The following is a 23,815-nucleotide window of genomic DNA, read 5'->3' as shown; positions in this document are numbered from 1 at the left end:
CGGGGCTCCTCGGGGTTTCGGGCCGCGCGGGCGGCGGGTCGGGCACTCGTGCCAAGATCGGAGGGTGTTCGTCGTGGTCGGGGTCACCGGTGGCATCGCCGCCTACAAGACGGTTCAGCTCGTGCGCCTCCTGGTGAAGGCGGGGCACGAGGTCCACGTCGTCCCGACCGACGACGCGCTGCGGTTCGTGGGTCTTCCCACCTGGGAGGCGATCAGCCGCCACCCCGTGACGACCTCCGTCCACGACGACGTCGCGCGCGTCCGTCACGTCGCGCTCGGCCAGGCGGCCGATCTCGTGATCGTGGCGCCCGCGACGGCGAACACCCTGGCGAAGATGACCGCGGGGCTCGCGGACGACCTCCTCGGAACGACCCTACTCGCCACCACGGCACCGGTCGTCGTGGCGCCGGCGATGCACACCGAGATGTGGCGGCACCCCGCGACGACCCACAACATGCGGGTGCTCCGCGAGCGGGGCGTCATCGTCGTGGGCCCCGAGGAGGGCGAGCTCACCGGCGGCGACAGCGGGCCCGGGCGCATGTCCGAGCCGGAGGCCGTCCTCGAGGCCGCGCTCGCCGCGGCCGAAGGCGGCGCGGACGACCTGGAGGGGCTGCGCGTCGTGGTCAGCGCCGGCGGCACGCGCGAGCCCATCGACCCCGTGCGCTACATCGGCAACCGCTCCAGCGGCCGTCAGGGGGTGGCCGTCGCGCTCGCCGCCGCCGATCGGGGCGCCGACGTCGTGCTGGTCGCGGCGCACGTCGACGACGGCGTGCTGGCCGAGGCATCCGCCGGCGGGCGCATGCGGGTCGTGCGCGCCGGCACCGCGGCCGAGCTCGGCTCCGCGGTCGATGCCGAGGCGGACGCCGCCGACGTCGTGGTGATGGCCGCGGCGGTCGCCGATTACCGGGTCGCCGAGGTCTCGCCCCTCAAGCGCGCGAAGGAGGCCGCCCCGATCGGCGGCATCACGCTCGATCTGATCGAGAACGACGACATCCTGGCCGGGCTGGTCCGCGCGCGGCGGGCCGGGCAGACGGTCGTCGGCTTCGCCGCCGAGACCCCCGGCGAAGGCGAGACGCTGCTCGACCGCGGTCGGCGCAAGGCCGCGCGCAAGGGGGCCGACCTGCTCGCGGTGAACGAGGTGGGGTGGTCGCGCGGTTTCGAATCCGCCGACAACGCGGTGACGATCATCGACGCCGCCGGAGAGGTCGTCGCCGCCCGCCGCGGCAGCAAGCGCGACGTCGCCGACGCGCTGTGGGACGCGGTCCTGGCGGTCCGGAAGAAAAGGTAACGAAACAGTAACGGCGCATGTAGAGTGGTCCGCACCACGTCGACGAGGACGTGGAGCACGACCCTCGGAGGACATGCCCGATGCCCTACCCTGCGGCATCCGACCGCGCCCGCGACCGGATCCACGCCCTGTTCATCGTGTGCGTGCTCGCGGCCGCGAGCCTCGTCGTCGCGGTGCTGGGCGCCGCGCCGTCCCGCGTCACCGCGCAGGAGCTGCTGGGCGACCCGCGCACTCCCGGCGACGCGGCGTTCATCGCGAGCCACCGGGGCGGTGCCGCCCACGCGCCCGAGAACACGCTCCCGGCGATCCAGGCCGCCCTTGCAGCCGGCTTCGAGTACGTCGAGGTCGACGTCGCGCTCACCGCCGACGGCCACCCCGTGCTCATGCATGACAAGACGGTCGATCGCACCACCGACGGACACGGCCGGCTGTCGGCGCTCACCCTCGCAGAGGTGCGGGCGCTGGACGCCGGCTCCTGGTTCGACGCGGCCTACGCGGGAACCCCCGTTCCCACGCTGCAGGAGTTCCTCGATGCGCTCCTGGCCGACGACGCGCGCGCGATCCTGGAGCTCAAGGGCGAATGGGATGCCGCCGCCGTCGCCGCGGCGGTCTCCGAGGTGTCCGCGCGTGGCCTGGAGCGGCGTGTCGTGCTCGCGAGCTTCGACGCCCGCACGCTCGCCCTCGCCGCCACCGAGTCCGAGGTGCTGTCGCGCCTGCTCATCGTCAAGCACCTGCCGTCCGACGTGGTGAGCGCCGTCACCGAGGCGGGCGCGCGCGGAGTGGTCGTCAGCCGCAAGGCGGTGCTCGCACGACCCGAGATCGTCGACGAGCTCCACGCTGCGGGCGCCCGCGTGGTCGTGTACACCCTCAACGACGACGAGCAGTGGGGCGCGGTCACGGCGCTGGGGGTCGACGGCATCGTCACGGACGACCCCCATACGCTGTCGGAGTGGCAGGCCGCCTACGCCGGTCGGTGACGCGCGCACGGGGGCGGGCGGCGTGCCCCGGTGCATCCGCTCGTGGTGCTCATTAGGGTGAGGGGGAGGGCGCCCCGCACGCGGCGGCGGCGCCGAGCGAGAGGTGTCGGGCGATGGGCGGGCAGAAGGCGATGACGCGGGTCGCGATCGGCGGCGTGGCCGCCGCGGTGGCGGTCGTCGTCCTCACCGGATGCGCCGCGGGGTCGTCGGGCACGCCTACGGGCAGCCCCACCAGCAGCCCGACCGTGACCCTGGAGACCCCGGCGCCGGGTCCCTCGGCGACGCCCATCGAGACGGAGAAGCCGCAGAGCGGATTCACGGTGCCGGAGTCGTGCGAGCAGATCTACTCCGCCGGGATGCTCGGCGAGCTGCAGTCCGAGAACCCGCCGCTCAACGACCCCGGCGTCACGATGCTCTCCACGGAGAACGCCGACCTCCTCGAGATCATCCACGGGGGAGCGCCGACGCTCCGGTGCTCGTGGGGGATGCCGAGCGAGTACGGACTGGCGACCAATGTCACGGCGGTCACCGCCGAGCAGGCCGAGGCCGCCATCGGGGCCCTTCCGCGGGCCGGCTTCGGATGCGAGACGCTCGGCGAGGGCACGGTCTGCCGGATCGAGCAGCGCGGCGTGACGCTCGACGACGAGGAGTACCTCCGCGGCGAGACCCACTACATCGGCGCGGGCGGGCTGGTGACCACCGCGTACATCAACTTCGCGCCGGAGGGCTACACGGAGGACATCGTCGCGACGCTCTGGGGCTGAGGGCCCCGCGTCCCGTAGACTAGTCGCGGGGAGACCTCCGACGACGTCGCAGCTCGCAGAAGCGAGTGCCCGCGACCGTCGGCGGCACATCCCCGATCCCGCGTTCGCGACGGCGACCACGCCGCCCGCGGGAGCACGCAGAACCATCGGTGTCATCCGATCCTTCGCCGGTCCCGATCCGGCACTCACGCTCAGGAGGAGCATGCCGACCACGGCACCCGCCCAGACGGCGCAGCGTCGCCGCAAGTCCTCGTCCGCGCGCCGCGACGACGAGGCACCCATCATCCCGATCCTCGCGCGCAAGGTGCGCGAGGTCGAGGCCAAGGCCCAGCGCGGAAAGCTCGGCCCGACCAACCGCGTCAAGTTCCAGGTCATCGCGTTCCTGGTCCGCGAGGAGCGCGCGCGGGTGAAGGCCGATACCGAGGTGACCGACGCCGCCCGCGCCGAGCTGCTCAAGCGGCTCGACGGCGTGGCGACGATCCTCGCGAAGACGGCCGCCCGCGACACCTCCCTCATCCAGCTGCTCGAGGTCGATCAGGCGACGTCGCCGGTCGCCCGGCGCATGCGCCGCGACTGGCTGCTGGAGTCCGGCGCCGAGCTGCCGCCCGACGAGCTGATCATCACCGACGTGGCGCCTTTCGCCGTCCCCGTCGTGCCCGCCGCGCTCGCCGAGCGCCAGGTGGTGCCGCCGCAGGTCGAGGCGCGCCGCGAGGCGAACCCGTTCCTGCCGCCGGACCTGTCGGCGCGCGCCCCCAAGGAGACGCCCCGTCGGCGCCTCGACAGCTGGGAGCTCATGGGCCCGCTGTACAAGGCCTTCGAGACCGGGGCCGGTGGCGGCAGCGCCACGATGGAGCTTCCGCCCGTGCCGGAGTTCGACCGCCTGTCACCCAAGGGCCTGGAGGTCATGCCCCACCAGTCGCGCTTCCTCGAGGCGGTGCGCGCCGGACACCGCACGTTCCTCCTCGCCGACGAGCCGGGCCTGGGCAAGACGGCGGAGTCGGTGCTCGCGGCATCCGTCGCCGGCGCCTACCCGCTGCTGGCGGTCGTGCCCAACGTCGTGAAGATGAACTGGGCGCGCGAGGTGGAGCGCTGGACGCCGCAGCGGCGCGCCACGGTGATCCACGGCGACGGCGAGGGCATCGACGCGTTCGCCGACGTCTTCATCGTCAACTACGAGATCCTCGACCGTCACCTCGCATGGCTCAGCTCGCTCGGGCTGAAGGGCATGGTCGTCGACGAGGCGCACTTCATCAAGAACCTCACGTCGCAGCGCTCGCAGAACGTGCTGGCGCTGGCCACCCGCATCCGCGAGCAGGTGCGCGACCCGCTGCTGCTCGCCCTCACCGGCACGCCGCTCATCAACGACGTCGAGGACTTCGACGCGATCTGGCGATTCCTCGGCTGGACCAACGGCGAGAAGCCGGGTCCGCTCCTCATGGAGAAGCTCGACGAGACCGGTCTGACACCGGCCGACAAGTCGTTCTACCCCGAGGCCCGCGATGCGGTCATCTCGATGGGCATCGTGCGACGCAAGAAGAAGGATGTCGCCGCCGACCTTCCCGACAAGCTCATCGCCGACCTCCCCGTCGAGCTGGACGACGAGTTCGGGCGCTCGATCCGCCAGGCCGAGCGCGAGCTGGGCGAGCGGCTCGCGGCGAAGTACCGGCGGATCATCGAGGCGCGCGGCGACCGCGGGCTCGCGCCCGGCGAGGTCGATGCCGACATCGTCCGCCTCGTGGCGCACAACGAGCTCGAGGAGTCGAAGGCCGCAGGCACCGGGTCCGAGAACGTCTTCACGATGGTGCGGAAGATCGGTCAGGCCAAGGCCGTGCTCGCCGCGGACTACGCGGTGCAGCTGCAGCGCTCGGTGGGCAAGGTCGTCTTCTTCGCCAAGCACATCGACGTCATGGACGCCGCGGAAGCCCACTTCGCCTCGGCGGGGCTCAAGACGGTGTCGCTGCGCGGCGACCAGGCCACGACGGCGCGCCAGCAGGCCATCGACGAGTTCAACAACGATCCCGACGTGGGCATCGCCGTCTGCTCGCTCACCGCTGCCGGCGTGGGGGTCAACATGCAGGCCTCGTCGAACGTCGTCCTCGCCGAGCTCTCGTGGACGGCCGCCGAGCAGACGCAGGCGATCGACCGTGTGCACCGCATCGGCCAGGACGAGCCGGTGACCGCGTGGCGCATCATCGCCGCGCACACGATCGACACGAAGATCGCCGAGCTCATCGACTCCAAGCAGGGGCTCGCCGCTCGCGCGCTCGACGGCGAGGCCGTCGACCCGCAATCGAGCGACTCGGTGCAGCTGTCGGCGCTCATGCACCTGCTGCGGCAGGCGCTCGGCGCGGCGTAGCGGAGCTGCGGACGAAGGGGCGGTGCGGGTTCGCACCGCCCCTTCGTCGTGCCGCCGCCGCGTGTGGCAGGCCGGCCGTTCCGGCACTAGTGTCGGGGGAGGCAGCGTCGCCGTCCCTCATCCCCGACTTGCGAGGAACACAGCATGAAGATCGGCATCCTGACGAGCGGCGGCGATTGCCCCGGACTGAACGCGGTCATCCGCGGTGTCGTGCTCAAGGGCACGACCACCTACGACCTCGAGTTCGTCGGCATCCGTGACGGCTGGCGCGGTGTCGTGGACGGCGACTTCTTCCCGCTCACCCGTCATGAGGTCAAGGGTCTCTCGAAGGTCGGCGGCACCATCCTCGGCACCAGCCGCACCAACCCGTACGAGGGTCCGCGGGGCGGCGCCGAGAACATCGCCAAGACGATGTACGGCCACCGCCTCGACGGCATCATCGCGATCGGCGGCGAGGGCACCCTCGCGGCCGCGAACCGGCTCTCGAACGACGGCATCAACGTGCTCGGCGTGCCCAAGACGATCGACAACGATCTGCGGGCCACCGACTACTCGTTCGGCTTCGACACCGCCGTCAACATCGCCACCGACGCGATGGACCGCCTCCGCACGACCGGCGACTCGCACCAGCGTTGCATGGTCGCCGAGGTCATGGGGCGCCACGTCGGCTGGATCGCCCTGCACGCCGGCATCGCCGCCGGCGCCCACGTCATCTGCATCCCCGAGGTGCCCCTCTCGATCGACGAGATCACCGCCCAGGTCTCCAAGGCCCACGACCGCGGTCGCGCCCCGCTCGTCGTGGTGTCGGAGGGCTTCACGCTCACGGGAATGGACGAGGCCTTCAGCGACAAGGGCCTCGACGCGTTCAACCGCCCCCGCCTCGGCGGCATCAGCGAGGTGCTGGCGCCCGAGATCGAGCGCATCACCGGCATCGAGACCCGGGCCACGGTCCTGGGCCACATCCAGCGCGGCGGTTCGCCGTCCGGCTTCGACCGTGTGCTGGCCACGCGCCTCGGACTGCACGCCGCCGACGCGGTCGTCGACGGCGCGTGGGGCCAGATGGTCGCGCTCCGGGGCACCGACATCGTCCGCGTGCCCTTCATCGACGCGCTCGGCGAGCTCAACACCGTCCCGCTCTACCGCTACGAAGAGGCCGCCGCACTGTTCGGCTGACCCCCCTGACGTGCCAGGGACGGATGCCTCGCCCCGAGGCATCCGTTCGCCCCCGACGTGTTCGCTCGGCCCGACGCGCGTCCGCCCGGGCGTCGCCCGCGATCTCCCCGTGCCCGCGATCTCCCCGTGGATGTCACACATCTGGTGGCCTGAGGCTCACGGAGGCGGATTCTCGTGTGACACGACGGCCACGCCCGTCGCAGATGACCGGTCAGCGGGCCCCAGGGCGCCAGCCGGCCTCGACCAGGGCGTCCGCCACACGGCGCACCGCGACGGCTCGATCGGGATGGAGATGGTGACTCAGGACTCGCACCAGGCGCCAGCCGAGGGCGGAGATGCGGTTTCACCGGTCGGCGTCCCGCGCGAACTGCGCCTCGTCGAACGCGTGCGTGCGCCCGTCGTGCTCAACGGCGACCTTCAGGTCGGGATAGGCCATGTCCAAGCGGGCGACGAACTCGCCGTCGGCGCCTCGCAGACTCCAGTTGAGCTGAGGCTCCGGCAAGCCTGCGCGCACGATGGCGAGGCGGAGCGTGGTCTCCTCCGCGGTCTCGGCGCCGACTCGTATCGCGTGCAGGGCACGCGTCAGCACCCCGCCTGCGACGTCACCCGCCTCCGAGACCTCGCGCCTCAGGTCGTCGAGGGTGACCAGGCGGTTCCGCGGCAGGACCAGGAAGTCACCCGCTGCGATGAGGTCGTCGACATGCCATAGCGCGGCCGCCTGTCGCCACATCCGCGCCGGATGCTCGATCGGCAGGCCGCGAGCGGTCCAGCGGGCCGCTTCCCGCGCCTGCAGCCTGTGGCCGATGACCCCCTCGCGGCGCGGTTTGCCGGCGGGGCGGCGCGCGGACACGTGGAGCTCACGTGCTGCGGCCCTCGTGAACGGAAGCGGCGCGCCGGCGAGGGCGAGGCCGCAATCGTGGCTGAAGAACTGGTCGGGCGTCAGAGCGGGGGCGAAGAGCGCCGCCCGCTCGAACAGCTCGCCGCGGAGGCGCGCGAGTCTCTGCGAATGGGTCTCGTCGCCCGATGGCTCGGTCGCCTCACCCCGCGGCGCCCGGACGCCCCGCGTCGGGAGGATGAGGTCGTTCGCGCGGAGGCGCGACGCGGAGACGCCGTGGCCACGCGCTTCCGCAACGGAGAACGCGCGGCCCGCGAGCACATCGGGAAGCGGATTCGCGCGGGACACAGTCCCATTGAGGAGCCTCGCGCACCGGCATCCGTCGCCCAGAGGCGATTGTGTGCATCGCCGGCCCCCATGCGGGACCTGGGGAGGAGCCGCAAGCCACCAACGTGTCCCACTTCACGTGCCCATTCGCTCGCTTCTCCCGCATCTTGTGTGCCATGGCGGAGTGGAGAGTCTCGGTTGCGGGTACCAGAGCGCGCGTGAGGCGCTCCTACTGAGACACGCACGACGGAGACGGATGCCTCGGGCCCGAGGCATCCGTCACCGCTCAGGCGTCGGCGAGGCCGAGCACGTCCAGCAGCCACGCGAGCTCGAAGGCGCGCTCCCGCCAGGCGTTGTAGCGGCCGCTGACGCCGCCGTGCCCGGCGACCATCTCGCACTTCAGCAGCGCGTCCGCGCCGACCTCCCGCAGCCGCGCGACCCACTTGGCGGGCTCGACGTACAGCACCCGGGTGTCGTTGAGCGACGTCACGGCGAGGATGCGCGGGTAGGAGGCATCCGTCCGCACGTTCTCGTACGGCGAGTACGACTTCATGTAGGCGTAGACGTCGGGGTTGTGAAGCGGGTCGCCCCACTCGTCCCACTCGATCACCGTGAGCGGCAGCGACGGGTCGAGGATCGTGGTCAGCGCGTCGACGAACGGCACGTCGGCGAGGATCCCGGCGAACAGCTCGGGGGCGAGGTTGGCCACCGCGCCCATGAGCAGGCCGCCCGCCGAGCCTCCCTCGGCCACCAGCTGCGACGGCGACGTGTAGCCGTTGTCGATGAGGTGCAGCGCGCTGTCGACGAAGTCGGTGAACGTGTTGCGCTTGCTGAGGAGCTTGCCGTCCTCGTACCACTGCCGCCCCATCTCGCCGCCGCCGCGCACGTGGGCCACGGCGAACACGACGCCGCGGTCGAGCTCCGACAGCCGTGCCACCGAGAATCCGGGCTCGATCGAGTGCTCGTACGAGCCGTAGCCGTACAGGTGCACCGGCCGCGGCGCGACGCCGGCGTCGCCGAACGAGCGCTTCCACACCAGCGAGATCGGGATCTGCGCGCCGTCCTGGGCGGTGGCCCACACCCGCTCCTGCGCGTATTCGGCGGGGTCGTAGCCGCCGAGCACCGGCTGACGCTTGCGGAGGTGCAGCTCGCGCGTGGCCACGTCGAGGTCGTACACCGTGCCGGGCGTGACGAAGGAGCCGTAGCCGAGGCGCAGCAGCGGAGGAGCCCACTCGGGGTTGCCGCCGGTGCCCACCGAGTACAGCGGCTCGTCGAACGCGATCTCGCTGACGTCGCCGGTGCCGTAGTCGAGCATGCCGAGGCGCGCCAGCCCGCCGCGGCGGTATGCCACCACGCCCCAGTCGCGGAACGTCGAAACGCCCAGCAGGCGCTCGCCGGGACGGTGGGGGATGACGACGGAGCGTTCGCCTGACGGGTCGGATGCCGCGACCCGCACCAGCTCGAAGTCCAGGGCGTCGTCGTTGTGAAGGATGAACAGCACGTCCTCGCCGTCGATGACGGCGTGCTCGGAGTCGTACTCGACGCCCTCGGCGCGCGGCCAGACCACGCGCGGCTCGCCGCGGAGGTCGTCGGCGTCCAGCAGCCACTCCTCCGAGGTGATCGACGAGCCCAGCCCGATCACGAGGTAGCGGTCGCTGCGCGTGAACCCGGCCCCCACCCAGAACCTCTCGTCGGGCTCGTGGAACAGCCGGGTGTCGTCCTCGACGGGCGTGCCGAGCTCGTGCAGCCACACCGTGTCGGGGCGCCACGCATCGTCCACGGTCGTGTACACGATGAACCGGCCGTCCGGCGAGAAGGTGGCGCCCGCGAACGTGCCGGGGATCTCGTCGGGCAGCTGTTCGCCGGTGCGCAGGTCGCGCACGCGCACGGTGTAGCGCTCGTCGCCGGCGACGTCGACGCCGAAGAGCATCAGCGCACCGTCGGTGCTGACCTCGAAGCTGCCCAGCGAGAAGAACTCGTGGCCCTCGGCCTCGACGTTGCCGTCGAGCAGCACCTGCTCGCCGGGAACCTCGACGTCCGGCGACAGCTCGGGCGGGGTCCAGTCATCGGGGGAGGCGAGGGGAGCGCGGCACTGGATCCCGTACTGCTGGCCCTCCACCGTGCGGCCGTAGTACCACCACTGGCCGCGACGCGTCGGCACCGACAGGTCCGTCTCGAGGGTGCGCCCCTTGATCTCGTCGAAGATGCGCGCGCGCAGTCCTTCCAGATGCGCGGTGCGCTGCTGGGTGTAGGCGTTCTCGGCCTCGAGGTGCGCGATGACCGCGGCGTCCTCCTTCGCGCGGAACCACTCGTAGCGGTCCTCGACCTCGTCGCCGTGGTGCGACCGAACGGTGATCCGGTGCTCGGCGACAGGGGGACGGATGCCGGAATCCGGCGTGGACGGGGCGGATGCGGAGTCGCTCAGAGTCACCGTTCCACGCTAGTCGCCCGGCGAGTTGACCGGCAGGTCGACCGATGTAGGATTCTTCTGGCCGGTTGCCGGTTCCTGAATTCCTGGTGAACTCTTCGTTCGTCACGCCGATCCCGTCGGCACCATTCCCTCACTCCCTCACCGAAAGCGAACGGTGGAAACCGCAACCCTCATCACCGCCGTGCTGGTGATCGCGCTGGCGCTGTTCTTCGACTTCACGAACGGCTTCCACGACACCGCCAACGCCATGGCGACTCCGATCGCGACCGGCGCGCTCAAGCCCCGCACCGCGGTCCTGCTCGCCGCCGTGCTCAACCTCGTCGGCGCATTCCTGTCGACGGAAGTGGCCAAGACGATCTCGGGCGGAATCATCCGCGAAGAGGAGATCTCGGCCTCCATCTTCCCTGCCGTCATCCTGGCGGGCCTGATCGGCGCGATCACCTGGAACATGCTCACGTGGCTGCTCGGGCTCCCGTCGTCGTCGTCGCACGCCCTCTTCGGCGGACTGATCGGCGCGACCATCGTGGGCGTGAGCGTCACCGCCATCGACTTCGGCGTCGTGATGTCCAAGGTGATCCTGCCGGCCATCATCGCCCCGCTGACGGCAGGGCTCATCGCGTTCACGGTGACCAAGATCGCCTACGCCGCGACCCGCCGGTACGACAGCAAGGCGGACGGCCGGGACGGGTTCCGTGTGGGTCAGATCTTCACGTCGTCGCTCGTCGCGCTCGCACACGGCACGAACGACGCCCAGAAGACGATGGGGATCATCACGCTCCTGCTCATCACGGTGGGCCTGCAGGATCACCCCGAGCCCGAGTGGTGGGTGATCGTCGCCTGCGCCGTGACGATCGCGCTCGGCACCTACATGGGCGGCTGGCGCATCATCCGCACGCTCGGCAAGGGGCTGACCGAGGTCAAGCCGGCCCAGGGCTTCGCCGCCGAGAGCTCGACGGCATCGACCATCCTCGCCTCCAGCGCGCTCGGCTTCGCGCTGTCGACCACTCAGGTCGCCTCCGGGTCCGTCATCGGGTCGGGACTGGGCCGGCGGGGATCGCAGGTCCGCTGGCGCACGGCCGGACGCATCATGATCGGCTGGGTGCTGACCCTTCCCGCCGCGGGCGGCGTCGGCGCGCTCGCCGCGCTCATCGTCACGTGGCTGGGGTTCTGGGGCATCATCATCGACGCGGTGCTGGCCACCGCCGTGATCCTCCTCATCTTCCTGCGCTCGCGGCGCAACGAGGTCAACGCCTCCAACGCCATGAGCGAGGTGGCCGAGTCCGGTCGCGCGGTCAAGGTCAAGAAGAACCCGCCGCCGACCCGTCGGCAGCGCGCGCTCGCCCGTGAGGAGGCGCGACGCTCGGCCTCGGCGGCCGCCGCGGCGAAGAAGGCGGCCAAGGCCGCCCGGACGCCCACGCCGCCGCAGCCGACGGCATCGGGCTCGAAGGAAGGAGGCGAGCGATGACCATCGACTGGTTCGCCTTCGTGCAGGTGTTCGCCGCGGCGCTCACCGCCGCCGTCCTCGTGGTGGGCTTCTACGCCCTCGGCCTGCGCCTGCTCGTGCGCGCCGGGCGCCCGCCCGTGGTCGCTCCCGTCGAGTTCACCGACGCCATCACGGTGATCACCGAGAAGGAGGCCCGCCGCGCCGAGAAGGCGGCGGCGAAGGCGGCCAAGCGCAGCCCCCTCACCGAGGGGCAGAAGCGTCTCGCGCTCGTCGGCGCGTACGCGTGCTTCGCGGTGTGCGCCGCAGCCGTGCTGGGCGGTCTGCTCCTGATCGTCTTCAACCACTGAGCGCGCGCCACGATGCCGCCGCGCGTGCGCAATAGGGTGGGCACATGGTCGCCACCGTCCAGTTCGGTCAGTACCCCCCTGCGCGCCGCACGCTCCTGCATCTGAGCGACACGCACCTGCTCGCGGGCAACCGTCCGCTCGGCGGTCGCTTCGACACCGCGGCCAATCTCACCCGGACCCTCGAGGCGGCCGAGGCCATCGGCATCCGTCCCGACGCCATCGTGTTCACCGGTGACCTGACCGATCTCGGCGAGCCGGAGGCGTACGAGGCGCTGCGGGAGGCGGTCGAGCCGGTCGCCGCACGCCTCGGCGCCCCCGTCGTCTGGGTCGCGGGCAACCACGACGAGCGCCCCGCCATGCGCAGCGCCCTGCTCGGGCAGGACGAGAGCCAGCACCCGATCACCGGCGTGTGGGACCTCGGGGGACTGCGCCTCGTCGCGCTGGACTCGTCCGTTCCGGGGTGGCACCACGGCGACCTCGACACCGCCCAGCTGGAGTGGCTCCGCGGCGTGCTGGCCGCCCCCGCTCCGCTGGGGACCATCCTGGCGCTCCATCACCCGCCGCTGCCGTCGCACGTGCCCCTGTTCGACATCCTCGAGTTGCGCGACCAGGGCCGTTTCGCCGAGGTGGTCGCCGGCAGCGACGTGAGGGCGATCCTCGCCGGTCACCTGCACTACTCCACCAGCGGCACGTTCGCCGGCGTCCCCGTCAGCGTCGCGGCGGCCACGTGCTACACGATGAACCTCGCCCGCGCGGCGGTCGACGTCAACGGGATGGACGCCGGCCAGTCCTTCCACCTCGTGCACGTCTACGACGACACGATCACGCACGCGGTGGTGCCCGTCGTGGACGCCCCGACCTCCGACGTGTTCTCCGCGGAGTGGGTCGAGCGGATGTCGCTTCTCACGCCGGAGCAGCGGCTCGAGGAGTTCTCCCGCAAACGAGCGTGACGCGGCGCCTCGGAGGCGGCCGTACCTCCGCGGTGTATCGAGATCCGGGGCGCGGTGTACGCGGTGTACAGGTGGGCGGGCATCTCCGCCGAGTAGTCTCGAATCGACCCCCACACCGCTGTGAACGACCCACGAGGACTGCACACATGGCTCTGGACGCAATGATGCGAACCCGCACCGAGACCGATTCCCTGGGATCCCTGGAGATCCCCGCCGATGCGTACTGGGGGATCCACACCGCCCGCGCGCTGGAGAACTTCCCGATCTCCAAGCGGCCGATCTCGGTCTACAAGGACCTCGTGAAGGCCCTCGCCATGGTCAAGCAGGCCTCGGCGCGTGCGAACAAGGAGATCGGGGTCCTTGATCCGTCGAAGGCCGACCTCATCGACCAGGCGGCGCAGCTCGTGATCGACGGGCAGTACCACGACCAGTTCGTCGTCGGCGTCGTCCAGGGCGGTGCCGGCACCTCCACGAACATGAACGCGAACGAGGTCATCACCAACGTCGCGCTCGAGCTCGCCGGTCGGGAAAAGGGCGACTACGCCTTCCTGTCGCCGATCGACGACACCAACCGCAGCCAGTCCACGAACGACGTCTACCCGACCGCCATCAAGGTGGGGCTGGGCCTGGATCTGCTGACCCTGCTGGAGGAGCTCGATCTCCTGCGCAAGGCGTTCCTCAGCAAGGCGGTCGAGTTCCACGACGTGCTGAAGGTGGGCCGCACCCAGCTGCAGGACGCCGTGCCGATGACGCTGGGGCAGGAGTTCCACGGCTTCGCGACGACCCTCGGCGAGGACTACAGCCGTCTCAAGGAGAACGCGTACCTGCTCTGCGAGATCAACATGGGCGCGACGGCCATCGGGACCGGCATCACCACCCATCCCGCGTACAGCCAGGCGGTGCTGGGCCATCTGCGCGCGATCAGCGGCCTCGACCTGGACCTCGCGACGGACCTTGTGGAGTCCACCAGCGACACCGGCGCCTTCATGTCGTTCTCCTCGTCGCTCAAGCGCAACGCCATCAAGCTGTCGAAGATCTGCAACGACCTGCGGCTGCTGTCGTCGGGACCCCAGGCAGGACTCGGCGAGATCAACCTCCCGGCGCGTCAGGCCGGCTCCAGCATCATGCCGGGCAAGGTGAACCCGGTCATCCCCGAGGTCGTCAACCAGGTCGCCTTCGCGGTGGCCGGCGCCGACCTCACCGTCACGATGGCCGTCGAGGGCGGCCAGCTGCAGCTGAACGCCTTCGAGCCGGTGATCGCGCACTCGATCTTCCAGTCGATCACGTGGATGCGCCGCGCCATGTACACGCTGCGGGTCAACTGCATCGACGGCATCACCGCGAACCGGGAACGGCTCGGGGCGATGGTGGGATCCAGCGTCGGCGTCATCACCGCGCTGACGCCGTTCATCGGGTACGCGGCCGCCGCGGCGCTCGCCAAGGCCGCCCTGCTGACGGGGCGCAACGTCGCGGACCTCGTCGTCGAGGCCGGCCTCATGTCGCGCGACGAGGTGACCAAGCAGCTCTCGCCGGCGCGCCTGTCGGGTCTCGAGACGGTGACCGCCGCCATCCCGCTGGTGCAGGCGCCCGAGGACACCGTCGCCGAGCAGGCGTCGGCAGACACGCGCTGAGCTGTTGCCGCGGGCGGCTCCCGGTCGATAACGTCAGGGAGACTCGAACGAAAGGCGAGAAATGACCGATCCGCAGAACCCGGCCGCGCCGGAGCCGCAGCAGCCCGCGTCGCAGCCGGCTGCGCCTCCGCCCCCCGCCGCCGCCTCGACGCCGCCACCGGCGTACGACGCGCCTCCGCCCGCCTACGGCGCGGCGCCGGCGTACAGCTCCGCCCCGCCCGCCGCCTACGGCGCGCCGGCGGACCAGCAGCCGGTCCCCGGCAAGACGCTCGGCATCGTGGCGTTCATCCTGTCGTTCTTCGTCCAGCTCGTCGCGCTGATCCTCGGCATCGTCGCGCTCGTGCAGAGCCGCAAGGCGGGCGTCAAGAACGGCTGGGCGCTGGCCGCGATCATCATCTCTTCGGTGCTGATCGTCATCGGCATCATCGTGACGATCATCATCGTGACCGTCGTGGCCGGCGGCATGGCGGCGGCGTGCGCAGAGCTCGGACCCGGCACGTGGGAGCTCCAGGGCGGCGGCACCATCACCTGCAACTGACGCATTCCGACGAAGGGCGGGCTCGCACGGCGGGCCCGCCCTTCGCCGTCGAAGCGCGGGCGCGGACGCCTTAGCCGATGATGCGGCAGTGTGTCGTGAGCGCCCCGATCCCGTCGATGCCCACCGTGACGGTGGAGCGGTCGCGCAGGAACACCTGCGGGTCGCGGGAGTAACCGGCGCCGCCCGGGCTTCCGGTCGAGATGAGCGTTCCCGGCAGCAGGGTCGCCGACGTCGACAGGTGCGAGATCAGCGCGGCGACCGGCCGCACCATCTGCGCGGTGGAGGCATCCTGCAGCGTCCTGCCGTCGAGCACCGTCCAGATGTGGAGGCGCTGCGGGTCGGGGACCTCGTCGGCGGTGACCACGAAGGGGCCGGTGGGGGTGAACCCGTCGAACGACTTGCAGCGCGACCACTGGGCCTCGGAGTACTGGATGTCGCGCGCGGTGATGTCGTTGACGACGGTGTAGCCCCACACGTGGTCGAGGGCGTCCTCGGGGGCGACGTCCTTGGCGGGGGTGCCGATGATCACGCCCAGCTCGGCCTCGTAGTCGACGGACTCGCTGAGCGTCCGCGGCCAGATCGTGGTGCCCTGGTGGCCCGCCAGCGAGTTCGGCCAGAGCACGAAGACGGTGGGCGTCGAGTCGGTCTTGAGTCCCAGCTCGCTGGAGTGCGCCGCGTAGTTGAGCCCGATGGCCAGGATCACCGGGGGATCGAGCACGGCCGAGGCGAAGCCCATCGCTCCGAGAGCGTGACGCGCCCCTCGGCCCGCGCCGTCGCGCACACGGGACAGCAGCTCGTCCCCGCCTCCGATGAGCTCCTCGAGGGTGCGCGGTGCACCGTCGAAGAGCTGCTCCACGAGGATCGCCTCGTCGTCCTCGATGAGGGCGAGCCTCGGCCTGCCCGACTCGGCCGGCACGACATGGGCGAAGCGCATCCTCCCAAACTACTCATACGGCGAGCGGGCGCGCGTCCCGACCGGATGCGCGTCCGATGCGCGGTCGCAGCCATAGGCTGTGCGCATGACGCACGACCCCGGCGCCTCCCGTCCGCGACCGTCCCTCACTCCGCCGGAGTTCGCCTCCGCGCTCGCGCAGCCCCGTCATGCCGCACCCGCCGCCATCACGCCTCCGGCCACGTCGCCCTCGCCCGTCCTCGTCGGTGCGCCGGCCGTGGCGCGGCGGGGGCGCTCCGCCACGATCTGGATCGTCGGCATCCTCGTCCTCGTCCTCATCGCGCTGGTGGGCTACTTCCTCAACGCGCTCGGGCCGGGGGCGTCGATCGTGGGGATGGTGCTCGCGCTGATCCCTCTCGCCGGGGTGCTCTTCGCCGTCCGCCTCGTCGACCGCTGGGAGCCCGAGCCGCGCGGCCTGCTCATCCTCGCGGTGGCCTGGGGGGCGATCGCCGCGGTCGGCATCGCGCTCGGCGCGGACCTCGTGCTGACCGTGGCCTTCGGCGACGCGGACTCCGCCGCCAGAGACGTGCTGCGCACCGTCGTCCAGGCCCCGGTGGTCGAGGAGCTCGCCAAGGGCATCGGCGTCTTCCTCATCTTCGCCACCGCCCGCCGCGCGTTCGACGGACCCGTCGACGGGATCGTGTACGGCGCGCTCGTCGGCGCGGGCTTCGCGTTCACCGAGAACATCCAGTACTTCGCCGTGAGCTTCATCGAAGGCGGTCCCGCCGAGACGTCCACGACGTTCTTCCTGCGCGGGATCCTCTCGCCGTTCGCCCACGTGATGTTCACGAGCGTGACGGGCTTCGCGCTGGGCCTCGCGGCGCGCCGCGGACTGTCGACCGGCCAGGCGATCGGCCCGTGGCTCATCGGACTGGCAGGGGCCGTCGCGCTGCACGCGTTCTGGAACGGCTCGGCGATGTTCGGCGACTTCTTCTTCCTCTACCTGACCCTGCAGGTGCCCCTGTTCATCGGGTTCATCCTGGGTATCGTGGCGCTGCGCCGCGAGGAGTCCCGGCTGACCAGACGTCGGCTGGGCGACTACGCCGCTGCGGGGTGGTTCACGCCGCAGGAGGTCGACATGCTGGCCACATCGGCCGGCCGCAAGGCGGCGCTCGCGTGGGCGCGCACCCTGCGCGGCGACCGCTCGGCGCTGATGAGGACGTTCATAGCGGATGCCACGGCCCTGGCCGCGACACGCCAGCGCGCGATCACCGGCCGCGACCCGCTGGCCGCCTCCGAGGAGCGGGATCTGCTGGCCAAGACCGCCGCGGCACGGGCGGCCATGTTCGCCCCGTAGCCCTTGACACCGCGTCGGGGCCCCCGGCAAGCTGAGATCAGGTCAACTCAGCGCTCGGTAGGCACGCAGGCATCGCCGCGGCACCGAGCGCTGAGTCTTTCCGTCCTCCCGGCGTACGCCGGGAGTGAACCCGCCTGCGCCGCCCGTGACAGGCGTGCTTGGATGGAGTCATGACTGACGACCGCACCAAGCCCGAGATCGACGCACCCGCCGGCCCGGCCCCGGCCGACCTCGTCGTCCGCGACATCGTCGTGGGCGAGGGCGCCGAGGCGAAGCCCGGCGACACCGTGACCGTCCACTACGTGGGCGTCGAGTACGAATCCGGCGAGGAGTTCGACTCGTCGTGGAACCGCGGCGAGAGCATCCAGTTCCCGCTCCGCGGCCTCATCCAGGGCTGGCAGGACGGCATCCCGGGCATGAAGGAGGGCGGTCGCCGCGAGCTCGTGATCCCGCCGCACCTCGCCTACGGTCCCGCCGGCGGCCACTTCCTCGGCGGCAAGACGCTGATCTTCGTCATCGACCTCATCTCGGTGGGCTGACGTCTCGACCCGATCGGAGGGAGCGGATGCTGCGGCGTCCGCTCCCTCCGTCATTTCCGCGACCGGGAACTTTTATTCACGGGAATAGAACCATCCTTCGTCGGCGTTCCACCCCGTGTGCCCGTAGCAGCGGGCGCTCCCGCGAACCACGACGAAGGACCGATATGACCGACGCCACCGCCATCGACATCCCCGGCTACAAGACGGGCACCTGGGTGCTCGACCCCGCGCACAGCGAAGTGACCTTCAGCGTGCGTCACATGATGATCTCCAAGGTGCGCGGCACCTTCGGCATGAAGAGCGCGACGCTCGTGGCTCCCGAGAACCCGCTCGAGGCGACCGTGGTGGCCAGCGTCGACGTGGCCTCCGTCGACACCAAGGACGAGGGGCGCGACAACCACCTGCGCTCGGCGGACTTCTTCGATGTCGAGAACCACCCCACGATGGAGTTCCGCTCCACCGGCGCACGCGTCGAGGCCGGCGACTTCCTCGTCGACGGCGACCTGACCATCCGCGGCATCACCAAGCCGGTCACGTTCGAGTTCGACTTCGGCGGCTTCGGCGTCGACCCGTGGGGCAACTACAAGGCCGGCGCGACGGCGAAGACCGTCGTCAACCGCGAGGAGTTCGGCCTCACCTGGAACGCCGCACTGGAGACCGGCGGCGTCCTGGTCGGCAAGGACATCACCATCACCCTCGACCTGCAGGGCGCGCCCCCCCCCGCGGGCGCGCTTCCCCCCGCGGTGGCCGCGGCGCGCGGCACCCGCTTCTCGTTCGTCCACGTCCGTCCGCCGCGCTGCGCCCCCGCGCTCAAGCGGTGCGGCGGCGGAGGCGGTCCTGGGCGAGCAGGATGCCGAGGAAGATGACGAGCGCGCCGACCGGCTCGTTCCAGGTGATCGTCTCGCCGAGCACCAGGATGCCCAGCAGGACGCCGACGACCGGCGTGATGTACGTGACCGTCGAGGCGCGGGTCGGTCCCCACGCCCGCACCGTGTTCTGGCTCCAGACGTAGGCGATGCCCGTGCCGAGGCAGCCCAGCATCAGCAGGCTCGCGACGATGGACGGGTCCAGGCGCACCGGGGTGAGCACGAGGAACGGCGTCAGCAGCGCCATCACCACACCGGCCATGGCGATGTAGCCGAACGTGAAGGCGAGGGCGGACATCCCGGTGTTGGATGCGAAGCGCCGCATGTAGGCGAGGCTGAAGCCGTAGCTGGCCGTCGCTCCGAGGATCGCGAGCTCGGCGACGAGGCTGCCGTCGAAGGCGATCCCCTCCCACGGCGCGATGATGACGACCGCTCCCACGATCCCCACCCCGATGCCCAGCACCTGCAGCACGTTGAGGCGCTCGACCCGGAACACCAGCCACGCCATGATCGCCGTCATGATCGGAGTGGTCGCGTTGAAGATGCTCGCCACACCCGACGTGACGTGCTGCTGGGCCCAGGAGAAGAGCAGGAACGGGATCACGCAGAACGTGAGTCCCAGCACCGTCAGGTGCCCCCACACGCGGAGACTCCGCGACAGGTGCTCGCGGCGCAGCAGCACGAGGGCGCCGAGCGTCAGCGCCCCCAGCAGGATGCGGGTCCAGGCCACCTGGCCGGGGGAGATGCCGGTGAGCGAGACCTTCATGAACAGGAAGCTCGAGCCCCAGACGATTCCCGCGAGCACGAACTGCGCGCTGACCCATCGCGCCGTGGGCGCGGGGGTGGCGCGCACCGGGGGAGCCGTCTGCGTCGTGACCATGGAGCCCACGGTACGACCGCCCGCGTCCCGCGGCGCGCGTCGCGGGATGCGACGTCCGAAATCCGCCGAAGTGCGGCCGTTCGGCTACGGGACCGGGTTCTCGGCGTCGTAGTCGCGGAAGCGGGGGCTGAGCCGCACGAGCGTGGCGACGAGGGCGAGGATGACGAGACCGCCCAGGAGCGGCGGGAACCACAGCGCGGTGAGCGTCGCGAGCACTCCCGCGTAGAGCGCCCCGAGACGCGGCCCGCCCGCGACCACGACGATGAAGATCCCCTGCAGGCGGCCGCGGATCGCGTCGGGCACCGCCGCCTGCACCATGGTGTTGCGGAAGATGGAGCTGATGTTGTCGGCCGCTCCCGCGACGGCGAGCACGACGCACGCGAGCGAGATGAGCACGAGGTTCGGGGTGTCGGCGTCGACGCCCACCGGGGCGAACCAGCCGAGGGCGGCCGCGCCGAGCACGAGCCCGAGCGCGCCGATGGCGCCGCCGTAGACGAGGATCGCCCGCTCGATGCCCAGACCCTGTCGTCGGATGCCGCCGACGCGGCCCGAGAACAGGCTCGACGCGAACGCGCCCGCGGCGATCGCGGCGGTGAGCAGCCCCGTCGTGATCGGTCCTCCGCCGAGGAGGACGGCGCCGATCGCGGGGAACAGCGACAGCGGCTGTCCGAAGGTCATCGCGATGATGTCGAGGACGAACTGGAGGCGGATGTTGGACGCGCGCCTGAGGAACCGCCACCCGTCGCGGAGCGACTCGAGGCCGGGCCGGACGACCGCGCCCTCGGGGCGGAGCGCGGGCAGCGTCCAGAGGCCGAGGAACAGCGACAGCATCAGCACCACGTCGAGGGTGTACGTCCACGCGTAGCCGGTGAGGGCCACGAGCACACCGGCGAGGGCAGGACCGGCCATCACCATGATGCCCACCGTGATACCCCCGAGAGCGGATGCCGCCGGCAGCAGCTCGCGGGGGAGCAGCCGCGGCACGATCGCCTGGCGGGTCGCCAGCACGATCGAGTTCGCCGCGGAGTTGACGATGCTCAAGCCGTACAGCCACCAGACCGTCTCCATGCCCGTCCACGCGAGGACGGCCAGCACGGCGGTCGACGCGAACGTCACGGAGGCGGCGAGCAGCGCGATGGCGCGGCGGTCGAACGCGTCGGCCAGCATGCCGCCGTAGATGCCGGCGACGATCATGGGAACGAGCCCGGCGACCGCGATCATCGAGACGGCGAACGTCGACCCGGTGATGTCGTACATCTGGAGCATGATCGCGACGATCGTGAGCTGGCCGCCCAGACCCGCCAGCGTCGACCCGATCCACATCCGCGTGAACGCGGGACTGGCGCGGAACGGCCGCAGATCGATGAAGTGGCTGCGATGCTCTCCGGGCGCGCTCACTCCCTGACCCCCGCGTGCTGCACGGGTTCGAGCGTACCCGCGCGGGCACGTCGTCCGGTTCGCCGTGGCATCCCGCTGCTGGTAGACTCTTCAGGTTGCCGTTGGATCGGCCGCGGAGAAAGAGAGCTCGCACATCGGGTGACGGGCACCGCGCAACAAGGAGAGAGGGGATCACCTATGGCACTGGATGCAGACGTCAAGAAGGCGATCATCGAAGAGTACGCGACGCACCCCGGTGACACCGGATCCCCCGAGGTGCAGGTCGCGATGCTGACGCAGCGCATCAAGGACCTCACCGAGCACCTCAAGGAGCACAAGCACGACCACCACTCGCGTCGTGGGCTGTTCCTGCTCGTCGGTCAGCGCCGTCGTCTGCTCGGCTACCTCCAGGACATCGACATCAACCGTTACCGGTCGCTGATCGAGCGTCTCGGACTCCGCCGCTAATCGCAGCCAGCGTTCAATCGCGCAAAACATTCTTGAGAAGGCCTCCCCACGGTGTGGGGAGGCCTTCATCGTTGCCGGGAGCGGTCGGCGGCCTCGCTGCGGAGGGGGACGGATGCCTCACCCCGTCGCGGCGCGGGCGGCGACGAGATCAGCGTGGTGGATCCCCGCGACGTCGGGGTGCGCCCGCAGGCGAGACTTGAGGGCGTTCTCGCCGTAGAGGGCGTGGATCGGGTTGGCCGGATCCTGTGTGACGCCGCGAGCCTGGGCGGCGAGGTCAGCAGGCAGCTCGATGAGCGGGAGGCGCTTGTCGAGCGCGGGGTTGAAGAAGAACGGCACCGAGATGCGGTCGTCGGGGTAGCGCGGCGAGATGACCCGGTGCTTCGTCGCGATGAGGTAGCCCTGCGTCGCGTACTCGAGCAGCTCGCCGATGTTGACGACGAACGCGCCCGGCACCGGCGGCGCGTCGACCCACTGTCCGTCGCGCTCGACCTGCAGGCCGCCCTTGCCGGGCTCGACCCACAGCAGCGTCAGCACGCCGGAGTCCTTGTGCGCGCCCACGCCCTGCTGGGGCGCCGGGTCGTCCTTGCCCGGATAGCGGACGATCTTGATGAGCGTCGACGGCTCGCCGAAGTGCTCGTCGAAGTACGTCTCTGGGGCGCCGAGCGAGAGCGCCCACGCCCGCAGCAGCTTGCGGGCGACGCCTGAGAGGTGGTCGTGCCACTCCGAGACGACCTCGCGGAGCTCCGGCTGCGCCGCGGGCCACAGGTTCGGGCCGATGAGGCGCGCGAAGTCGGGGGCCGCCGGGTCGGCGACCGCGTCGCGCTCGGGACCGATGTCGATCTGCTCGCGCCAGTCGACCTCGCCCTGCGTGCGCTCGCCGCCGACGCGCGTGTACCCACGGAAGTGCGGGCTGTTCACGTTCTCGATCGCGAGCTTGTCGGCCTCGGGCAGGGCGAAGAAGTCGCGGGCCGCGCGATGCAGCCGACCCTCCAGCTCGGGCGTGACGCCGGTGCCGGTGAGGTAGAAGAAGCCCACGTCGTGGGTCGCGGCGCGCAGGTCGTCGCGGAACCGCGCGGCGGCCTCCGGACCCGCGTCGAGCCGGGACAGGTCGAGGATCGGCAGGTTGAGGTCGGTCATGAGGCGAGGCTAGGCGGATGCCGCGGCATCCGCCCGTTTTGTTGCCTCCCGTTTCTTCCGCCCGTGTTCAGTCAGGGACGGGCGAAGAAGGTGCGGAGATCCTCGACGACGAGCTCGGGCACCTCGAGCGCCGCATAGTGCCCGCCGCGCTCGAAGCGGCTCCAGTGCGCGATGTTCGTGTTGTCGCGCTCGGCGAACACCCTGATCGTCTGGAAGTCGTCCTTGAAGACCGCGACGCCGGTGCGGGCGCCGCTCACGCGGGGCTCCGACTCGAGAAGGGCGTTGTCGCGATAGGCGCGGCTCATGCCGGCCGAGGCGTTGGCGAACCATGCCACGCTCACCTCGGTGAGGATCGCGTCCAGCGGCACGAGCGCCGTCCCGTTGCCGAAGGAGTTGAACAGCTCGGAGTACGCGAGCTGACCGACCGGCGAGTCCGACAGCGCCGCGGCGATCGTCTGCGGCCGGGCGGCATTCATCGTGTTGTACGCCCCCACGGACTGGAACCACTGCATGTGCTCGAGCCCGGCGTAGTCCTGCGGCTCGAGCCTCTCGAACTCGGCCGGATCGCCGGAGGGGAAGGAGAACAGCTGCAGCACGTGCAGTCCCAGGAAGCCCTCGGGATCGAGCAGCCCGAGCTCGCGGGCCACCATCGCGCCGTTGTCGCTGCCGTGGATCCCGTAGGAGTCGTAGCCGAGCCTGCGCATGAGGGTGTCGTACGCCGCGGCGACGCGGGCGACGGTCCAGCCCGCGTCCGTCACGGGCTGGCTGAACCCGAAGCCGGGTGCGTCGGGGACGACGACGTCGAAGGCGTCCTCCGGGCGACCGCCGTGGGCGACGGGGTCGACGAGCGGTCCGATCACGTCGAGGTAGTCGGCGAACGACCCGGGGTAGGTGTGGGCCAGCAGGAGCGGCGTCGCGTCGGGGTGAGGGGAGCGGACGTGGACGAAGTGGATGGTCTGCCCGTCGATGTCGGTGGTGTAGTGCGGCAGCTTGTTCATCCGCGCCTCGACCGCGCGCCAGTCGAAGCCGTCGCGCCAGCGGGCGACCGCCTCGGACAGGTAGTGGTTGGGGGTGCCGGCTTCCCAGTCGTCGCCGGGCGCCGGCTGCGGGAGACGGGTGCGCGCGAGCCGCCCGTTCAGGTCGTCGAGAGCTGCCTGCGGCACGTCGATGCGGAAGGGGCGGATGCCGGCGGGGGAAGTGGTTGCGGTGTTCATGTCTCCGACGTTACGGTCGAATCA

The 23,815-nt window shown here is 71.0% G+C and carries 20 protein-coding genes and 1 pseudogene; 14 read left to right on the top strand and 7 right to left on the bottom strand.

The genetic code is table 11. From position 1 onward, the window contains the following. Positions 1-64 precede the first annotated feature (64 nt). From coaBC to V6R91_RS34520, 5 genes are all read left to right on the top strand, one after another. On the top strand, positions 65-1,288 hold the full coding sequence (coaBC, locus tag V6R91_RS34540; RefSeq protein ID WP_336399085.1) for a bifunctional phosphopantothenoylcysteine decarboxylase/phosphopantothenate--cysteine ligase CoaBC: 1,224 nt from the start codon (positions 65-67) through the stop codon (positions 1,286-1,288). 80 nt (positions 1,289-1,368) lie between these two features. Continuing rightward, positions 1,369-2,265: a glycerophosphodiester phosphodiesterase gene (locus V6R91_RS34535; RefSeq protein WP_336399084.1), complete on the top strand. Its 897-nt coding sequence runs from the start codon at positions 1,369-1,371 to the stop codon at positions 2,263-2,265. 113 nt (positions 2,266-2,378) lie between these two features. Then, positions 2,379-3,029 (top strand): hypothetical protein, encoded by a 651-nt coding sequence (locus tag V6R91_RS34530; RefSeq protein ID WP_336399083.1) that lies wholly within the window; start codon positions 2,379-2,381, stop codon positions 3,027-3,029. Between the two features lie 202 nt (positions 3,030-3,231). Next, positions 3,232-5,385 carry a DEAD/DEAH box helicase gene (locus V6R91_RS34525; RefSeq protein ID WP_336399082.1) on the top strand — a complete coding sequence of 718 codons (2,154 nt, stop codon included), beginning with the start codon at positions 3,232-3,234 and terminating at the stop codon, positions 5,383-5,385. Between the two features lie 144 nt (positions 5,386-5,529). Then, positions 5,530-6,558, top strand: a complete 1,029-nt coding sequence (locus tag V6R91_RS34520; RefSeq protein ID WP_336399081.1) for a 6-phosphofructokinase — start codon at positions 5,530-5,532, stop codon at positions 6,556-6,558. 343 nt (positions 6,559-6,901) lie between these two features. Here V6R91_RS34520 and V6R91_RS34515 read toward each other — a convergent pair whose 3' ends face one another. Both V6R91_RS34515 and V6R91_RS34510 read right to left on the bottom strand, forming a co-directional pair. After that, the gene (locus tag V6R91_RS34515; protein ID WP_336399080.1) at positions 6,902-7,741 is read right to left on the bottom strand and encodes a hypothetical protein; all 840 of its coding nucleotides are present in this window, start codon (positions 7,739-7,741) and stop codon (positions 6,902-6,904) included. A gap of 265 nt (positions 7,742-8,006) precedes the next feature. Then, positions 8,007-10,145, bottom strand: a complete 2,139-nt coding sequence (locus tag V6R91_RS34510) for a S9 family peptidase (RefSeq protein WP_442928214.1) — start codon at positions 10,143-10,145, stop codon at positions 8,007-8,009. 160 nt (positions 10,146-10,305) lie between these two features. On the opposite strand from V6R91_RS34510, the gene V6R91_RS34505 reads away from it, so the two are divergent. From V6R91_RS34505 to V6R91_RS34485, 5 genes are all read left to right on the top strand, one after another. Then, positions 10,306-11,616 carry an inorganic phosphate transporter gene (locus tag V6R91_RS34505; protein WP_336399078.1) on the top strand — a complete coding sequence of 437 codons (1,311 nt, stop codon included), beginning with the start codon at positions 10,306-10,308 and terminating at the stop codon, positions 11,614-11,616. Beyond that, a complete protein-coding gene (locus V6R91_RS34500; RefSeq protein WP_336399077.1) occupies positions 11,613-11,942 on the top strand; it encodes a peptidase in 330 nt (109 codons plus the stop codon). The genes V6R91_RS34505 and V6R91_RS34500 overlap by 4 nt, the downstream gene beginning before the upstream one ends. A gap of 44 nt (positions 11,943-11,986) precedes the next feature. Further along, positions 11,987-12,892, top strand: a complete 906-nt coding sequence (locus V6R91_RS34495; RefSeq protein ID WP_336399076.1) for a phosphodiesterase — start codon at positions 11,987-11,989, stop codon at positions 12,890-12,892. Positions 12,893-13,038: 146 nt separating this feature from the next. Further along, positions 13,039-14,523 carry an aspartate ammonia-lyase gene (locus tag V6R91_RS34490; RefSeq protein WP_336399075.1) on the top strand — a complete coding sequence of 495 codons (1,485 nt, stop codon included), beginning with the start codon at positions 13,039-13,041 and terminating at the stop codon, positions 14,521-14,523. Positions 14,524-14,584: 61 nt separating this feature from the next. Beyond that, on the top strand, positions 14,585-15,061 hold the full coding sequence (locus tag V6R91_RS34485) for a DUF4190 domain-containing protein (RefSeq protein ID WP_336399074.1): 477 nt from the start codon (positions 14,585-14,587) through the stop codon (positions 15,059-15,061). Between the two features lie 70 nt (positions 15,062-15,131). On the opposite strand, the gene V6R91_RS34480 is transcribed toward V6R91_RS34485, so the two are convergent. Further along, positions 15,132-15,995, bottom strand: coding sequence for a fumarylacetoacetate hydrolase family protein (locus V6R91_RS34480; RefSeq protein WP_336399073.1), 864 nt, complete (start codon positions 15,993-15,995; stop codon positions 15,132-15,134). Between the two features lie 85 nt (positions 15,996-16,080). Here V6R91_RS34480 and V6R91_RS34475 point away from each other — a divergent pair, with 85 nt between their 5' ends. The 3 genes and pseudogenes from V6R91_RS34475 to V6R91_RS34465 all read left to right on the top strand — a co-directional run. Continuing rightward, a complete protein-coding gene (locus tag V6R91_RS34475) occupies positions 16,081-17,310 on the top strand; it encodes a PrsW family intramembrane metalloprotease (RefSeq protein WP_336399072.1) in 1,230 nt (409 codons plus the stop codon). A gap of 170 nt (positions 17,311-17,480) precedes the next feature. Then, a complete protein-coding gene (locus V6R91_RS34470) occupies positions 17,481-17,849 on the top strand; it encodes an FKBP-type peptidyl-prolyl cis-trans isomerase (protein WP_336399071.1) in 369 nt (122 codons plus the stop codon). A 164-nt stretch (positions 17,850-18,013) separates the two neighbouring features. Then, a pseudogene (locus V6R91_RS34465) lies at positions 18,014-18,562 on the top strand (YceI family protein); the annotation flags it as partial. Positions 18,563-18,659: 97 nt separating this feature from the next. Here the strand turns inward: V6R91_RS34465 and V6R91_RS34460 are convergent. Both V6R91_RS34460 and V6R91_RS34455 read right to left on the bottom strand, forming a co-directional pair. Next, positions 18,660-19,595, bottom strand: coding sequence for a DMT family transporter (locus tag V6R91_RS34460; protein WP_336399070.1), 936 nt, complete (start codon positions 19,593-19,595; stop codon positions 18,660-18,662). 84 nt (positions 19,596-19,679) lie between these two features. Further along, positions 19,680-20,993 carry an MFS transporter gene (locus tag V6R91_RS34455; RefSeq protein ID WP_336399069.1) on the bottom strand — a complete coding sequence of 438 codons (1,314 nt, stop codon included), beginning with the start codon at positions 20,991-20,993 and terminating at the stop codon, positions 19,680-19,682. 177 nt (positions 20,994-21,170) lie between these two features. On the opposite strand from V6R91_RS34455, the gene rpsO reads away from it, so the two are divergent. Beyond that, positions 21,171-21,440, top strand: a complete 270-nt coding sequence (gene rpsO / locus V6R91_RS34450; RefSeq protein WP_039401864.1) for a 30S ribosomal protein S15 — start codon at positions 21,171-21,173, stop codon at positions 21,438-21,440. Between the two features lie 117 nt (positions 21,441-21,557). On the opposite strand, the gene V6R91_RS34445 is transcribed toward rpsO, so the two are convergent. Together V6R91_RS34445 and V6R91_RS34440 are read right to left on the bottom strand one after the other, a co-directional pair. Continuing rightward, a complete protein-coding gene (locus V6R91_RS34445; RefSeq protein WP_336399068.1) occupies positions 21,558-22,577 on the bottom strand; it encodes an isopenicillin N synthase family dioxygenase in 1,020 nt (339 codons plus the stop codon). Positions 22,578-22,648: 71 nt separating this feature from the next. After that, on the bottom strand, positions 22,649-23,791 hold the full coding sequence (locus V6R91_RS34440) for an epoxide hydrolase family protein (protein ID WP_336399067.1): 1,143 nt from the start codon (positions 23,789-23,791) through the stop codon (positions 22,649-22,651). Positions 23,792-23,815 lie beyond the last annotated feature (24 nt).

The sequence above is a fragment of the Microbacterium sp. CCNWLW41 genome, assembly GCF_037083505.1.
The sequence above is the reverse complement of the archived record's forward strand: the minus strand, read 5'-3'. Positions and strand labels throughout refer to the sequence as shown.

Coding starts and splice junctions, on each gene's coding strand:
- V6R91_RS34445 (WP_336399068.1), bottom strand. CDS start 22,577: ATGACCGACCTCAACCTGCCGATCCTCGACCTGTCCCGGCTCGACGCG.
- V6R91_RS34475 (WP_336399072.1), top strand. CDS start 16,081: ATGACGCACGACCCCGGCGCCTCCCGTCCGCGACCGTCCCTCACTCCG.
- V6R91_RS34520 (WP_336399081.1), top strand. CDS start 5,530: ATGAAGATCGGCATCCTGACGAGCGGCGGCGATTGCCCCGGACTGAAC.
- V6R91_RS34525 (WP_336399082.1), top strand. CDS start 3,232: ATGCCGACCACGGCACCCGCCCAGACGGCGCAGCGTCGCCGCAAGTCC.
- V6R91_RS34535 (WP_336399084.1), top strand. CDS start 1,369: ATGCCCTACCCTGCGGCATCCGACCGCGCCCGCGACCGGATCCACGCC.
- V6R91_RS34490 (WP_336399075.1), top strand. CDS start 13,039: ATGGCTCTGGACGCAATGATGCGAACCCGCACCGAGACCGATTCCCTG.
- V6R91_RS34480 (WP_336399073.1), bottom strand. CDS start 15,995: ATGCGCTTCGCCCATGTCGTGCCGGCCGAGTCGGGCAGGCCGAGGCTC.
- V6R91_RS34470 (WP_336399071.1), top strand. CDS start 17,481: ATGACTGACGACCGCACCAAGCCCGAGATCGACGCACCCGCCGGCCCG.
- V6R91_RS34485 (WP_336399074.1), top strand. CDS start 14,585: ATGACCGATCCGCAGAACCCGGCCGCGCCGGAGCCGCAGCAGCCCGCG.
- rpsO (WP_039401864.1), top strand. CDS start 21,171: ATGGCACTGGATGCAGACGTCAAGAAGGCGATCATCGAAGAGTACGCG.
- V6R91_RS34495 (WP_336399076.1), top strand. CDS start 11,987: ATGGTCGCCACCGTCCAGTTCGGTCAGTACCCCCCTGCGCGCCGCACG.
- V6R91_RS34460 (WP_336399070.1), bottom strand. CDS start 19,595: ATGGTCACGACGCAGACGGCTCCCCCGGTGCGCGCCACCCCCGCGCCC.
- V6R91_RS34500 (WP_336399077.1), top strand. CDS start 11,613: ATGACCATCGACTGGTTCGCCTTCGTGCAGGTGTTCGCCGCGGCGCTC.
- V6R91_RS34440 (WP_336399067.1), bottom strand. CDS start 23,791: ATGAACACCGCAACCACTTCCCCCGCCGGCATCCGCCCCTTCCGCATC.
- V6R91_RS34530 (WP_336399083.1), top strand. CDS start 2,379: ATGGGCGGGCAGAAGGCGATGACGCGGGTCGCGATCGGCGGCGTGGCC.